Source organism: Ruegeria sp. CDSB117, assembly GCF_059611005.1.
Genome location: NZ_JBXWOS010000001.1, coordinates 104,302 through 117,905 on the forward strand (window position 1 = coordinate 104,302; position 13,604 = coordinate 117,905).

Genomic DNA, 13,604 nt, shown 5'->3' on the forward strand with positions numbered 1-13,604 from the left:
TCGGTATTGTTTGTTAAGCAAAGGTGTATCCTGCGCAACATTATTTCGCAAGCGCAGCATGTTTACGTTGTGTCATTACCACATCACTTCATATCCATCGGCGGGTTTGGCGCTCATATCGGGCAAAGTCGGCGCGAAAAGTTCTGCGTAAACGGTCCTCTTCGGGCATGATGAATCGACGTTCCAAAAGCCACACGAAAATCGGAATCAGAACCAGTGATGCAACCGCATCAAACCTTAGTATCAGGCCGGACAAGATCAGCACATCGCCAACGTATATGGGGTTTCGGCTACGCTTAAATATCCCCGATTGCACCAGCGATGTTGGCATTTCATGCGGGATGATCGTGGTGCGGTGGCGGCGAAACTCGGCCGCAGCCAAGACGATCAGGATGATGCCGCCCCCGATCAGAACACCGCTGAGCAAATCGACAAACCCATTGTCGAGCGACAGCCCCATCGGCATATGCCGCGCCTGCAGCCATGCCAGCACCGCAAAGCCCAGCAACCACACCGGAGGGACGTCGATTTTTCGCATGTCAGGCAGTCTTTCATATCCGGGCGGGACAAAATGTCGCTTTTGTCCGATGACCTACCGCTTTTCGCTGGGAAAAGCAAAATCACAGTTGGTCGCAGCCGTGCAATCGGCTCGCGTCCGGACATGGTTGCAGAGAGGGTCTTCGATGATGGACAGCCGCTTTTGGATCAGATAGCCATTTTGCATCAACAATTGCCCACACAATGATGAGAAAACGATGACCGACTTTGCCGCGACCAAAGCCATGTTCAACCTTTCCCAAGGCGTCGTTTATTTGGACGGCAACTCGCTTGGACCGCTTCCCCGAGCGGCCGGAGTTCGGGTTAATGACATGATGGTTCAGGAATGGGGGCAGATGCTGATCACCGGCTGGAACAAGGCAGGCTGGATGTCGATGCCGACCGGTTTGGGTGATCGCATCGGACGGCTGATTGGCGCAGAACCCGGTAGTATCGTCACCGGTGACACCCTGTCGATCAAGGTTTACCAGGCCGTTGCTTCAGCGCTGGAATTGTGCCCGGACCGCAAGGTCGTGCTTTCGGACAACGGTAACTTTCCTTCCGACCTCTACATGGTGGATGGCCTGCTTCGCTCACTCGGGCCGGAATATGAACTGCGCGTCGTCGCACCGGAAGACGTAGCTGAAAATGTGACCGAGGATGTAGCCGTTTTGATGCTGACCGAGGTGGATTACCGCTCGGGCCGGATCCACGACATGAAAGCCTTGACAGAACTTGCCCATGCAAACGGTACAGTGACAGTCTGGGACCTAGCCCATTCAGCTGGCGCGATTCCCGTCAATTTGGCGGCATGCAATGCAGATTTCGCGGTTGGTTGTACCTACAAATACCTGAACGGCGGGCCGGGTGCGCCCGCATTCATCTATGTCGCCCCGCGCCTGACGGAACAGGTGCGCCCCGCTTTGTCCGGGTGGTTGGGCCACGAGTCGCCTTTTGCCTTTGATCTGGACTATCGTGCCGGCAACGGGATCGAAAGAATGCGTGTCGGTACGCCTCCGATCCTTCAGATGGTCGCCCTATCCGCGGCGATGGACATATGGGATATGGCTGACATGCAGGACGTACGGACCAAATCCATTGAATTGACCGAGTTGTTCATCAAACGTGTCGAATCCGCCTGCCCCGATTTGCAACTGGCAAGCCCGCGTGATCCTGCCCAGCGCGGTAGTCAGGTGTCTTTCCGATTTGCCGACGGCTATGCCGCCATGCAGGCCCTGATTGCCCACGGTGTGATCGGAGACTTCCGCGCGCCTGACATCATGCGGTTTGGCTTCACGCCGCTGTACATTGATGAGCAGGATGTTGAAAATGCAGTCGAAATCTTGGCGGACATCATGCAGAACCGCCTGTGGGACGCACCAGAATTCAAGGTGCGTCAGCGCGTTACCTGACTTCTAGCCCAGCTCCTATCAGAGCGGCAAACTGGGCAACACGGGTTTCATATTCTTCCGCGCCAATAGCGCTTGCCTTCAGCCCCTTGAGAGTAGCGGTTATCGTTTTGCCCGTCTCGCCGGCATCCGCCAGTAATCTTACGCGCCCGGCTTTATGTTCGCGTGTCAACCACTCGGAATACAGGCGGGCCAATTCAGCCTCGCCTTGCGAAATGATATCTGACGACATGGATTTGGTCGCATCCAGCATTTCAAGCCCGTGGGGCGATGCAAGGATCATTGCCATCCCCTCGGTTTGGGCTTGAACGGCATCCTTCAACACGTCCGAAACCGAACCCGACACAGTCAGCGCCGCAGCGACGGCGGCGATCTTCTCGGCATAGTAATGCTCGGTCAGCCTGGTGACGATCGCCTCTTTGTTCTTGAAATGCAGATAAACGGCCGGCCGGGACATCCTCGCGCCCCGCGCTATGTCATCCATTGAGGTTTTTCGGAATCCATAGGTGGCGAAGGCCTGAAAAGCTGAGTTCAGGATCGCCTGCTGCCGTGAATCTTCTGCTGCATCTGCCATTCTTAAACTCGTGACATTTTCTGTTCATTTTGTCAATTGACATACTGACATTTTTCACCAATTATGTCAGAAACCAGCCACAGCTACGAGAGGTGCGCCATGGCGACCGACTTGAAGATCAACGGAAACCAACACCAAATCGACCTTCCCGATGACGTACCCCTTCTTTGGGTTCTGCGTGATGAAGTCGGACTGACGGGCACCAAATTCGGCTGCGGCGTTGCTGCCTGCGGGGCGTGCACAGTGCACATTGATGGCAAAGCAGTTCGGTCATGCCAGGTTGCGCTGTCAGATGTCTGGGGGGATGTTACCACGATTGAAGGGATTGGCACGCCGGACGCGATGGCTGCAATTCAACAGGCCTGGGTGGATCATCAGGTAGCGCAATGTGGTTACTGCCAGTCAGGCCAGATCATGCAGGCTGCCGCTCTGTTGGCAGAAAACCCTGCACCTTCAGACACAGAAATCGATGATGCCATGCAAGGCAACCTGTGTCGCTGTGGCACCTACCCCCGCATCCGCGCAGCTATCCACGACGCTGCATCCAAGCTGAAGGAGGCATAAACGATGGCATCCGTTGGAAAAATCCTCCGTCGTACTTTCTTGATCGGCTCAGCAGCGATTGTCGGGGGCGTGGCCTTTGGCGCTTACTACGTCAGCCGTCCAGCCGCCAATCCGCTGAAACCAGCAGAGGGAGAAACCGCACTCAGCCCCTTTGTTCTAATCGACCAGCAAGGCGTCACTCTATTCGCACCACGCGCCGAGATGGGACAGGGCGTGATGACCACGTGGGCGGCATTGATCGCCGAAGAGTTGGACGTGGAACTGGACCAGATCCGCGTTCTACATGGGCCAGCGGCTGCGGCCTACTATAACTCGGCACTTGTTGGTGAAGGGTTGCCGAACAAGGGCTATGACATCTCTGACTTCCAGCACAATCTCGGTGAGGCTCTGGGCGTTCTTGGCCGAACGCTGAGCTTGCAGGTCACTGGCGGGTCGACTTCGATGAAGGACGGGTTCGAGCGTATGCGCGAGGCCGGAGCGACCGCACGCGAAACGTTGAAGCAGGCGGCAGCCGATCGGCTGGGCGTGGATCGTTCCGAACTGAAAACCGAAAACGGCGCGGTGATTGCGCCTGATGGAACTCGCATTCCGTACACCGAACTAGCGGAAGCCGCGGGTCAGATCGAACCTCCGCAGGTCGAGCTGCGCGATCCGTCCAACTGGCGCTTGTTGGGGCGGAACTTGCCGCGTGTGGATGTGGTCGGCAAATCCACCGGAACGGCTGAGTTCGGGATCGATGTGCGCCCCGAGGGTCTGAAATTCGCCTCGGTCCGGATCAATCCCAAGCTGGGCGGCGAGATGAAAGGCTTTGATGCCAGCGCGGCCGAACAGATGCCGGGCGTTGAAAAAGTGGTTGATCTGGGCAACGGCGTGGCTGTTATTGCCACCAACACATGGCTGGCCATTCAGGCCGTCGAGGCGATTGACGTAGATTGGGGCGACGCCCCCTACCCGCCGGAAACCGACGCCATTTTCACCGAAATTGCCAATGCATTCGACGCGTCCCCCAATTCGACCATGCGCGATGACGGGGATGTTGACACTCTGCCCGACGGCGCCACCGAAATCACGGCCGAATATACGGTGCCCTATCTGGCCCATTCCACGATGGAGCCGATGAACGCCACAGCGCTGTTCACGGGATCGGCGCTGGAATTGTGGTGCGGCAATCAGGCCCCGACTCTTGTCCAGATACGCGTGGCCAACACGGCCAACCTGGATAAAGACGCCGTTCAAATCCACACTACCTATCTGGGTGGAGGGTTTGGCCGCCGGGGTGAGCTGGACTTTGGCGAGATCGCCACAAAGGTCGCGATGGCCATGCCCGGCGTTCCTGTTCAGACCACCTGGAGCCGCGAAGAAGACATGCGCCACGACTACTATCGCCCCGGCGCGATGGCTCGGATGCGGGGCGCAGTCAAAGACGGCCAAGCCGTTCTGATTGACGGCAAGGTCGCAGCGCAATCCTGCACGCAACAAGCGGTTCAGCGCTATACTGGCTTGCCGGCTGGCGGCCCTGACAAAGTGCTGGTCGAAGGGTTTTTTAACCAACCCTACGCGGTGCCCAACTATCGCATGAGCGGGCACATCGCCGATCTGGATATTCCCGTCGGCTTCTGGCGTTCGGTCGGGAACAGCCACAATGGATTCTTCCATGAGACATTCTTGGACGAGATGGCCCATGCCGCAGGTCGTGACCCGCTGGAGTTCCGATTGGAATTGGCTAGGGACGAGCACGCGCCATCGGCAGGCTGCCTACAGGCTGTGAAAGAGATGTCCGGCTGGACCGGAGAAACCCCGGACGGTGTCGGGCGCGGTGTGGCGATGACCTATAGCTTTGGCACGCCGGTCGCTCAGGTGATCGAGGTCGTCGATGAGGACGGCACTATCCGTATCTCCAAGGCATGGATCGCCTGTGACGTCGGTCTGGCCCTGGACCCCGGCACAGTCGAGGCGCAGATGTTCGGCGGCATGATCTATGGCCTGTCGGCGGCCGTGATGGGTGAGATCACATTCTCGGACGGTGAGGTCGAACAATACAACTTCCCCGACTACGACGCTCTGCGGATGCACAATGCTCCGGTGACCCAGGTGAAAATTCTGGAAACCAACCACCACATGGGTGGCGTTGGCGAACCGGGGACACCCCCGTCCATGCCGGCCCTTGGCAATGCCCTTTTTGACCTGACGGGTGAGCGCGCACGCACCCTGCCTTTGATCAATCAGTTCAATCTGCTGGTTTGATCGCGCTGCGCCGGTCCGGACCCTCTCTCTCGGATCGGCGCAGGACTTACGCGGATTGTTGGACCAACGCCCTATCCGACCCGGTTGCCCATGCATGTACAGCAGCACCGAATGCCTTGAATAAAGGGCGGGACACGGGATCATTTTCAGCATCCCATTCCGGGTGCCATTGCACTGACAACGTGAATCCGGGCGCGTCCTGAATGTATATCGCCTCGGGCGTTCCATCGGGGGCTTGACCATCAATCACAACCCGACGCCCAACCGATTTGATCCCCTGTCCGTGCAACGTGTTCGTCATCACTTCGGTCGCGCCCATCAAGCGGTGGAATCGACCGCCTTCGTTAAGCGCAACGACATGTCGCAGGGCAAATTTCTCTTCCAGAGTCCCATCGGGCGGCATGCGGTGGTTCATCCGACCCGGCAGATCGCGAATTTCCGGGTACAGTGTCCCGCCCATCGCCACGTTGACCTCTTGGAACCCTCGACAGATGCCAAAGAAGGGCTGCCCACGCTCCACACAGGATCGCACCAGCGGCAGGGTAATGGCATCGCGCGCCCGGTCGAACTCGCCATGGGCCTCGGTCGCGGACTCGCCGTATTCCTCGGGATGTACATTCGGGCGCCCGCCGGTCAGCAGAAATCCGTCGCAGACCTCAAGCAGCTCATCGACCGAGACATAGCGCGGATCGGCTGGGATCAGCAGCGGCAGACAGTCCGAAACATTGGCAACCGCGTCCGAGTTCATCGTGCCACCGGCATGGGTCGGATATTGATCATTCATCAAGTACGAGTTGCCGATGATACCGACGACGGGTCGAGACATGCTGCGTTCCTGCGTTTTCTGTTTGCTTTCTAAAAACTATCGACCGCAAGAACAGCGCGCAATAGCACAGGCCCTGCGTGTCAGCGCAAGCTCTTGTTCAACTGTGCACATGTTGGAAAATGATCGCGCTTTGTCTGGTACTTTGGACATTGCCCGTTTTTGTGGCTTTGCACGAACATCGCATTGGGTCGGAGAGCCCAAAAGGCTCTCCGCCAGTCATCAGGTTCAGATCTCGCCAATCAGGCCGGCAGTTTCGATCCCGGCCAATGCCGCTGCGGCATCATTGTCGGACGTATCGCCGGTCACGCCGACCGCACCGATCACTGCGCCCTTTTTGTCGCGCAGCAACACACCACCCGGAACTGGCACGACCTGCCCGCCATAGACGCCATTCACAGCTGCCATAAAATAGGCCTGCGCTTCGGCCCGCTGCATCTGCGCGGTGCCAGCCAGGCCAAGCATCACCGAGCCATAGGCCTTGCCATGCGCAATCGCGAACCGACCGGGGGCCGCGTCGTCTTCGCGTTCAAATGCGATTACGTGGCCGCCTGCATCAAGAACGACGACGGAAAGGGGTTTCAGCTCCATTTCGTGCCCCTTTTCAAGGGTCTTTCGGATGATGGTGCGGGCTTTGCGGAGGGAAACTCCCATATCGTGTCCTATCGTTCCTGTTGGTTTAAAGGCTGGCTTTCAGTTCCAACCGGCGGGCATGCAGGACCGGCTCGGTATAGCCCGAGGGTTGCACACGCCCCTTGAAGACCAGATCACAAGCCGCTTGGAAAGCAATTCCGTCGAAACCGGGTGCCAACGGGCGATAGTCTGCGTCATTTTCGTTCTGGCGATCCACCACAGCAGCCATTTTTTGCATCGCAGCCATGACCTGCCCTTCCGAGACAACTTCATGGTGCAACCAGTTGGCCAGCGCCTGAGATGAAATCCGGCAGGTCGCACGATCCTCCATCAGACCGACATCGTTGATATCCGGCACCTTCGAACAGCCAACACCCTGATCAACCCAGCGCACCACGTATCCAAGAATGCCCTGCGCGTTGTTCTCGATCTCGCGGGCGATCTCGTCCTCGCTAAGGCTTCGACCGCCCAGCAGCGGAATGGTCAGCAAGTCCCCCAGCGTCCCCCGCGCGCCACCAGCAGCCAGTTCATCCTGGCGCGCCAGTACGTCGATCTTGTGATAGTGCGTCGCGTGCAGTGTCGCGGCTGTCGGCGAAGGCACCCAGGCGCATGTCGCGCCGGATTTCGGGTGGCCAATCTTCTGCTCCAGCATATCACCCATCCGGTCGGGCATAGCCCACATGCCCTTACCAATCTGTGCCTTGCCCTTCAGGCCACAAGACAGACCGATATCTACGTTGCGATCTTCATAAGACGCGATCCAGGGCGTGTTCTTGATGTCGCCCTTGGGCAGCATTGGTCCAGCTTCGATCGAGGTGTGAATTTCATCCCCAGTCCGGTCAAGAAAACCGGTGTTGATGAAGGCCACCCGCGATTTCGCAGCGCGGATGCATTCCTTGAGGTTGACCGACGTGCGGCGTTCTTCATCCATGATGCCCAGCTTCACGGTATTGCGCGGCAGGCCAAGGATGTCTTCGACCATGTCAAAAATCTCGACAGAGAACGCGACTTCTTTCGGGCCGTGCATTTTGGGTTTCACCACATAGACCGAGCTTTGGACCGAATTTCCGCCGTCTCGCTTAAGATCGTGCATGGCAATCAGCGTCGTGCAGAGTGCATCCATCAACCCTTCGCCGATCTCATTGCCCTGTTCATCCAACACAGCAGGGTTTGTCATCAAATGCCCGACGTTGCGGATCAGCATCAGCGAACGACCCTTCAGGCTGGCTGCCCCACCGGATGCTGCAGTAAAGCTCAGGTCCTGGGCCAGTTTACGGGTAAAGATCTTGCCACCTTTCGCGACCTCTTCTGTCAGGTCGCCCTTCATCAGACCCAGCCAATTGCCATAGGCAACAACCTTGTCCTCGGCATCGACACACGCAACCGAGTCCTCGCAATCCATGATCGTGGACAGGGCGGATTCCAGATAAACATCGGAAATGCCAGCAGGATCCGCCGCCCCGATGTTGCTGGACGGGTCGATCACGATCTTGATGTGCAGACCGTTGTTTTTCAGCAGCACAAAATCGGGGTTCTCAGTCGAACCGCCATAGCCAACAAATCGCGAAGCGTCCGTCAGTGCGGGCACCAATGCCCCCTCTTCAACCCGCAGTTCAGGCGCATTCGCCCACGAGCCATTTGCCAATGGAACGGCGTCATCCAGAAACCCCTTTGCCCAGGCAATCACCCGCGCGCCGCGCGCCGCGTCGTAGTCGCCAGCCGCAGGCAAATCACCCATAGCGTCCGTTCCATAAAGCGCGTCATACAGACTGCCCCAACGTGCATTGGCTGCGTTCAGTGCAAATCGCGCATTGGTAATCGGAACAACAAGCTGCGGTCCGGGGATCGAGGCGATCTCGGGGTCGACATTGGCGGTTTCAATCTGGAAATCCGCACCTTCCTCAACCAGATAGCCGATCTCGTGCAGGAAAGCCTGATAGGCCTCGGCGTCGTGGTCCTGCCCTTGGCGCTCAAGATGCCATGCATCGACCTTGCCCTGAATGTCCTGCCGCTTGGCCAGAAAGGCGCGGTTCTTGGGGCCAAGCTCGGCGACCATGCGCGCCAGACCATCCCAGAAGGCATCTGCTGTGACACCGGTTCCCGGCAGGGCTTGGCATTCGATGAACTCGGCCAGAACCGTATCCACCTGCAATCCGCTGCGCGCCTGTCTGCTGCTCATTTTGTTTCTCCCGGGAATGTGCACGACTGTATGCCGTCAGCATTTAGGACGAAAGTTTCCGATAGGCAACGTGCGCCGCAGCGTCGCGGTCAAAAAGACTTACCAAAATCAATTTTCGGGACATTCCGACGCGCGGATCGCACCGCTTGCAGCCAACCGCCACAGCCCATACGTTCGCGCAAACACAAAATCACGCGAGGCCCCTGATGCGCGACGCTGCCCCAACGACGATCTATCTAAAAGACTACACACCCTTTGGTTATCTGGTGGACAGCGTGCACCTGACGTTCGATCTGGCCGCTCACGCAACCCGCGTCACCTCTCGCATCGCATTTCGCCCGAACCCGGAGGCCAGCGACAAGACGTTCTTCCTGCACGGCGAAGACCTCAAGCTGATCCGCGCATCCATCGACGGTGCGGATATCACTCCCGAGATTACCGACAGGGGCCTGACCGTTGCCGCCCCCGACGCGCCATTTATCTGGGAGGCCGAGGTTGAGATCGATCCCGGCAATAACACGGCGCTCGAAGGCCTATATATGTCGAACGGCATGTACTGCACTCAGTGCGAGGCCGAAGGTTTCCGCAAGATCACCTTCTACCCTGACCGCCCTGATGTGATGTCCACCTTCACTGTGCGCATCAATGGTGATCTGCCTGTTTTGCTGTCCAACGGCAACCCTTCGGGCAAAGGCGAAGGTTGGGCAGAATGGACCGACCCGTGGCCCAAACCCGCTTACCTGTTCGCGCTGGTCGCGGGCGAGTTGATCGCCCATCCCGGCCAGTTCACCACCATGTCGGGTCGCGATGTGGAGCTGAACCTCTGGGTCCGTCCCGGCGATGAAGGTAAATGCGATTTCGGTATGGAAGCCCTGAGGAAGTCCATGAAATGGGACGAAGACGTCTATGGTCGGGAATACGATCTGGACGTTTTCAACATCGTTGCCGTGGACGATTTCAACATGGGCGCGATGGAGAACAAGGGGTTGAATATCTTCAACTCATCCGCTGTTCTGGCCAGCCCCGAAACCTCGACCGATGCCAATTTTGAACGGATCGAAGCGATCATCGCGCATGAGTATTTCCACAATTGGACCGGCAACCGGATCACCTGCCGCGACTGGTTCCAACTGTGCCTGAAAGAAGGGCTGACCGTTTTCCGGGATGCGCAGTTTACCTCGGACATTCGCTCGGCCCCGGTAAAGCGGATTGAGGACGCCATCGACCTGCGCGCGCGGCAATTCCCCGAAGATAACGGGCCCTTGTCGCATCCAGTCCGGCCTGAGAGTTTTCAGGAAATCAACAACTTCTACACCGCGACCGTCTACGAAAAAGGTGCCGAGATCATCGGTATGCTGAAACGTCTGGTTGGTGATGAGGCCTACTCCAAGGCTTTGGATTTGTATTTCGATCGTCACGATGGGCAAGCCTGCACCATTGAAGACTGGATCAAGGTGTTTGAGGACACCACCGACCGCGATCTGAGCCAGTTCAAGCGCTGGTACAGCCAATCCGGCACGCCGCGCGTGACAGTGAGCGAAGATTGGAATGACGGCACATATACGCTGACATTGGCGCAGCACACCGAAGAAACACCTGGGCAGTCCGAAAAGCTGCCGCAAGTGATCCCTGTCGCGGTGGGTTTGCTTGGACAAAATGGTGACGAAGTACGCGCGACCGAAGTTCTGGAACTGACTGAGGCGGAACAAAGCTTCCAATTCACTGGGCTGGCGGCAAAACCTATGGCCTCGATCCTGCGAGATTTCTCGGCCCCTGTGATCCTTGAGCACGATCACACCGATGCCGAACGCGCCTTCCTTCTGGCCCACGACACTGATCCTTTCAATCGGTGGCAGGCGGGACGGTCATTGGCGCAGGACACGCTGTTGCGCATGATCCTCGAAGACGCAACGCCGGGTGCGGATTACTTGGACGGGGTGCTGGCCGTTCTGCGCGACGGCGAATTGGACCCGGCGTATCGCGCCCTGATGCTGGGTCTGCCTTCCCAATCCGAACTGGCCGCTGCGTTGTTCGACCGGGGTGAAACACCTGACCCGATGGCGATCTGGACAGCGGTAGAAACACTGCGGCAGGCAACCGCGCAGCACGTTCAGGACTTGCTGCCGCGCTTGCACAGCGAAACCTTAATCGAGGCACCATACAGTCCCGATGCAGATCAAGCCGGCAAACGTTCGCTTGGCAATGCCGCACTGGCCCTGACGTCACGGCTTGATGGTGCGGCAATGGCAGCCGAGCAATACGCGGCGGCTGGCAACATGACGCAGCAGCTAAGCGCGCTGTCCTGCCTGCTGCGCGCAAGCAAAGGCGAGGCCGAGCTTTCTGCATTCTACGAACAATGGCAGCACGACCGCTTGGTGATGGACAAATGGTTTGCCCTTCAGGTCGGGATGGCCTCGCCGGCGGCCACGGCAGACATCGCCCGCACCCTGACCGAGCACGCCGATTTCAACTGGAAAAACCCCAATCGTTTCCGGGCGGTGATGGGTGCGCTGGCGATGAACCACGCCGGTTTCCACCGCGCAGATGGTGCGGGTTATGCGTTGCTGGCCGACTGGCTGATCAAACTGGACCCTGTCAACCCGCAGACCACGGCGCGGATGTGTTCGGCCTTCCAGACCTGGAAACGCTATGACGCGGACCGTCAGGACCTGATCCGCGCACAGCTTATCCGCATCGCAGAAACGCCCGACCTGTCGCGCGACACGACCGAAATGGTTTCGCGCATTCTCAACGCATGACAGAATTCAAGTTTACACGTCAGAACCGGGCACCGCGCACTGTCGGTGTCCTGATCTGCGTTTATGCGGCCTTGCTGGCACTTGTGATCCTGTTCGACGCGGCATGGTGGCTGATGGCGCTGTTGGCGTTGCCTACGTTACCGGCTATTTGGGATATCACACAGAACACCAGCGCAGGGCTGGTTCTTGATCAGAACAAACTGCGCTGGTTTACCGGCACCCGAGAGGCCGAAATTGATCGTTCGGACATTGATTATTTCCGCTTCGACACGCGCTGGGATTTCTCGGTGCGCGTTTCACTGGTTCTGACATCCGGCAAACGGATTCGGCTGCCTGATGAGTCGTCTCCGCATCACAGGGACTTCGAACAGGTCCTGCAACAGGCTGGTTTTCGAATTGAACGTCATCACTTCGTCGCATTTTGAAACAATAGGTTCATTTTTGAAAAATTAGAGGCAAATATTAACCAGTCCCCTTCAAAGACCTTGAATTTGACACCGATTGCGGCAAAGCTCTTACCCTCAAGTTTCTGGTTTGTTTGTTTCGAGTGCCGCCATGTTCTGGTTTTTGAGGGACCGTTGGTCCCGTTCCCGATCTTCTACTACTCATCCCGCTGCATCCGGCGCGTATTTCGCTGACCCGGCTGTTTCGCCCGTGTTGCCGGACCAAGGGCAACTGAACATACCATTGGCTGATGTTCAGGCCCAGGATGAGATTGGGCGCAGCTCGATAGAAAAAGGCCGTTTCCTGGCCAGGCAGGATCGCTGGGCAGAATTGTCCGACCTGATGCGCAAAGCAGACGACGCACGGGACACTGCACCCGACGGAATGCCCGTCGCCGAATTGCTGGCGTTTGGGGCACGAGCCGATGTGGTTCTGGCCGCAGAGCACGCGCTGTCTGACGCCAAAGCGCTATCAGAATTTGATGTCATGAACGGCATTTCCGAATTGGAAGACGAGATGCGCGCGCACTCGGGCGACCCGATGATCGCCTTGGTTGTCGCTTTGGCCCACATTGACATGGCATGGGCATGGCGCGGGACAACGAACGAAGCAACCCTTCCCTCGCTGCACCAATCCCGCTGCGCCGCCCATTTCGATCGGGCAGCTGCAATCCTTCCCGATTGTCGCGAGGCCGCAGCGGAGAGCCCCATTGTCGCCTCGGCTGGCTGCGCAATTTTGGCGGGTCAGCGTAGAGCAAACACACGGGTAGCGGATGAATACGAGCGGTTGATCAAGCTCGACCCGATGAACCATCGACACATGCGCGCGATGGGCACTCACCTGCTGCCGCGCTGGTTCGGAAGCTATGGCGAGCTTGAGGTCCAGGCGCTTCGTATGGCGGCCCAGACCCGGGACATCTGGGGGGCCGGAGGCTATACTTGGGTTCAGTTCGATGCAATTGCTCTGGACGAAGAGGCCTGCGCGCGTCTGGATGTCGATTTCTTCCTGGAAGGCATGCACGATATTCTGCGCCTTCGCCCTGACCAGCAAACCGTCAACATGCTGTCGGCATACTGTGCCATCACGATCCAGAACGGCGCTGGCCAGTGCGACAAGGCTGATCTGGTGCGCAGCCAGATACACCAGGCTGCAAACTGGCTGATCCGCGACCACCTGACCGAATTGCACCCGTTGATTTGGGCCCATGCAGCAAATGGGTTCAACAACAGTGTTCGGATCAATTCACCTGAACGGTTTGCGGCCCGCGGGCAACGCGATGCTCTGCGTGCAATTGGCGATCTGTTCCGTGATGAGCTGCGCAGCGGATTGGATGTGACCTTTACTCCGACGGGTTTGCGCCTATCCGGGCACTGATTCCCCCTTGCCCCTAGGCCGTGCCGGGCCTAATACGCAGGCTTAGACTTCTGCGGAAATGAGG

The 13,604-nt window shown here is 58.0% G+C and carries 11 protein-coding genes; 6 read left to right on the plus strand and 5 right to left on the minus strand.

Annotation, left to right across the window (positions count from 1 at the left end; genetic code table 11):
* Positions 1-88: 88 nt before the first annotated feature.
* Positions 89-538, minus strand: a complete 450-nt coding sequence (locus AC2FJC_RS00535; protein ID WP_496738016.1) for a methyltransferase family protein — start codon at positions 536-538, stop codon at positions 89-91.
* Positions 539-755: 217 nt separating this feature from the next.
* On the opposite strand from AC2FJC_RS00535, the gene kynU reads away from it, so the two are divergent.
* Positions 756-1,949 carry a kynureninase gene (gene kynU / locus AC2FJC_RS00540; protein WP_496738017.1) on the plus strand — a complete coding sequence of 398 codons (1,194 nt, stop codon included), beginning with the start codon at positions 756-758 and terminating at the stop codon, positions 1,947-1,949.
* Here kynU and AC2FJC_RS00545 read toward each other — a convergent pair.
* Positions 1,942-2,520, minus strand: a complete 579-nt coding sequence (locus tag AC2FJC_RS00545) for a TetR/AcrR family transcriptional regulator (protein WP_496738018.1) — start codon at positions 2,518-2,520, stop codon at positions 1,942-1,944. The genes kynU and AC2FJC_RS00545 overlap by 8 nt on opposite strands.
* A gap of 99 nt (positions 2,521-2,619) precedes the next feature.
* Between AC2FJC_RS00545 and AC2FJC_RS00550 the strand changes: the two genes are divergently transcribed.
* Both AC2FJC_RS00550 and AC2FJC_RS00555 read left to right on the plus strand, forming a co-directional pair.
* Entirely contained in the window at positions 2,620-3,084 is a 465-nt protein-coding gene (locus tag AC2FJC_RS00550; protein WP_496738019.1) for a (2Fe-2S)-binding protein, read from the plus strand.
* A 3-nt stretch (positions 3,085-3,087) separates the two neighbouring features.
* Positions 3,088-5,328 (plus strand): xanthine dehydrogenase family protein molybdopterin-binding subunit, encoded by a 2,241-nt coding sequence (locus AC2FJC_RS00555; protein WP_496738020.1) that lies wholly within the window; start codon positions 3,088-3,090, stop codon positions 5,326-5,328.
* 46 nt (positions 5,329-5,374) lie between these two features.
* On the opposite strand, the gene AC2FJC_RS00560 is transcribed toward AC2FJC_RS00555, so the two are convergent.
* From AC2FJC_RS00560 to AC2FJC_RS00570, 3 genes are all read right to left on the minus strand, one after another.
* Complete coding sequence (locus tag AC2FJC_RS00560) at positions 5,375-6,154, minus strand: gamma-glutamyl-gamma-aminobutyrate hydrolase family protein (protein WP_496738021.1); 780 nt, start codon at positions 6,152-6,154, stop codon at positions 5,375-5,377.
* Between the two features lie 225 nt (positions 6,155-6,379).
* A complete protein-coding gene (locus AC2FJC_RS00565) occupies positions 6,380-6,805 on the minus strand; it encodes a GlcG/HbpS family heme-binding protein (RefSeq protein ID WP_282151591.1) in 426 nt (141 codons plus the stop codon).
* 25 nt (positions 6,806-6,830) lie between these two features.
* Positions 6,831-8,963, minus strand: coding sequence for a malate synthase G (locus AC2FJC_RS00570; protein WP_496738022.1), 2,133 nt, complete (start codon positions 8,961-8,963; stop codon positions 6,831-6,833).
* Positions 8,964-9,169: 206 nt separating this feature from the next.
* On the opposite strand from AC2FJC_RS00570, the gene pepN reads away from it, so the two are divergent.
* The 3 genes from pepN (at position 9,170) to AC2FJC_RS00585 (ending at position 13,540) form a co-directional block, all read left to right on the plus strand.
* Positions 9,170-11,722 carry an aminopeptidase N gene (gene pepN / locus AC2FJC_RS00575; protein ID WP_496738023.1) on the plus strand — a complete coding sequence of 851 codons (2,553 nt, stop codon included), beginning with the start codon at positions 9,170-9,172 and terminating at the stop codon, positions 11,720-11,722.
* A complete protein-coding gene (locus tag AC2FJC_RS00580) occupies positions 11,719-12,147 on the plus strand; it encodes a hypothetical protein (RefSeq protein ID WP_496738024.1) in 429 nt (142 codons plus the stop codon). Before pepN ends, AC2FJC_RS00580 begins: the two co-directional genes overlap by 4 nt.
* 130 nt (positions 12,148-12,277) lie before the next feature.
* Positions 12,278-13,540, plus strand: coding sequence for a hypothetical protein (locus AC2FJC_RS00585; RefSeq protein WP_496738025.1), 1,263 nt, complete (start codon positions 12,278-12,280; stop codon positions 13,538-13,540).
* Positions 13,541-13,604: the final 64 nt, after the last annotated feature.

Excerpts from the sequence above, each read along its gene's own strand:
- AC2FJC_RS00580 (WP_496738024.1), top strand. The coding sequence starts at position 11,719 with ATGACAGAATTCAAGTTTACACGTCAGAACCGGGCACCGCGCACTGTC.
- kynU (WP_496738017.1), top strand. The coding sequence starts at position 756 with ATGACCGACTTTGCCGCGACCAAAGCCATGTTCAACCTTTCCCAAGGC.
- AC2FJC_RS00570 (WP_496738022.1), bottom strand. The coding sequence starts at position 8,963 with ATGAGCAGCAGACAGGCGCGCAGCGGATTGCAGGTGGATACGGTTCTG.
- pepN (WP_496738023.1), top strand. The coding sequence starts at position 9,170 with ATGCGCGACGCTGCCCCAACGACGATCTATCTAAAAGACTACACACCC.
- AC2FJC_RS00565 (WP_282151591.1), bottom strand. The coding sequence starts at position 6,805 with ATGGGAGTTTCCCTCCGCAAAGCCCGCACCATCATCCGAAAGACCCTT.
- AC2FJC_RS00585 (WP_496738025.1), top strand. The coding sequence starts at position 12,278 with ATGTTCTGGTTTTTGAGGGACCGTTGGTCCCGTTCCCGATCTTCTACT.
- AC2FJC_RS00550 (WP_496738019.1), top strand. The coding sequence starts at position 2,620 with ATGGCGACCGACTTGAAGATCAACGGAAACCAACACCAAATCGACCTT.
- AC2FJC_RS00535 (WP_496738016.1), bottom strand. The coding sequence starts at position 538 with ATGCGAAAAATCGACGTCCCTCCGGTGTGGTTGCTGGGCTTTGCGGTG.
- AC2FJC_RS00545 (WP_496738018.1), bottom strand. The coding sequence starts at position 2,520 with ATGGCAGATGCAGCAGAAGATTCACGGCAGCAGGCGATCCTGAACTCA.
- AC2FJC_RS00560 (WP_496738021.1), bottom strand. The coding sequence starts at position 6,154 with ATGTCTCGACCCGTCGTCGGTATCATCGGCAACTCGTACTTGATGAAT.
- AC2FJC_RS00555 (WP_496738020.1), top strand. The coding sequence starts at position 3,088 with ATGGCATCCGTTGGAAAAATCCTCCGTCGTACTTTCTTGATCGGCTCA.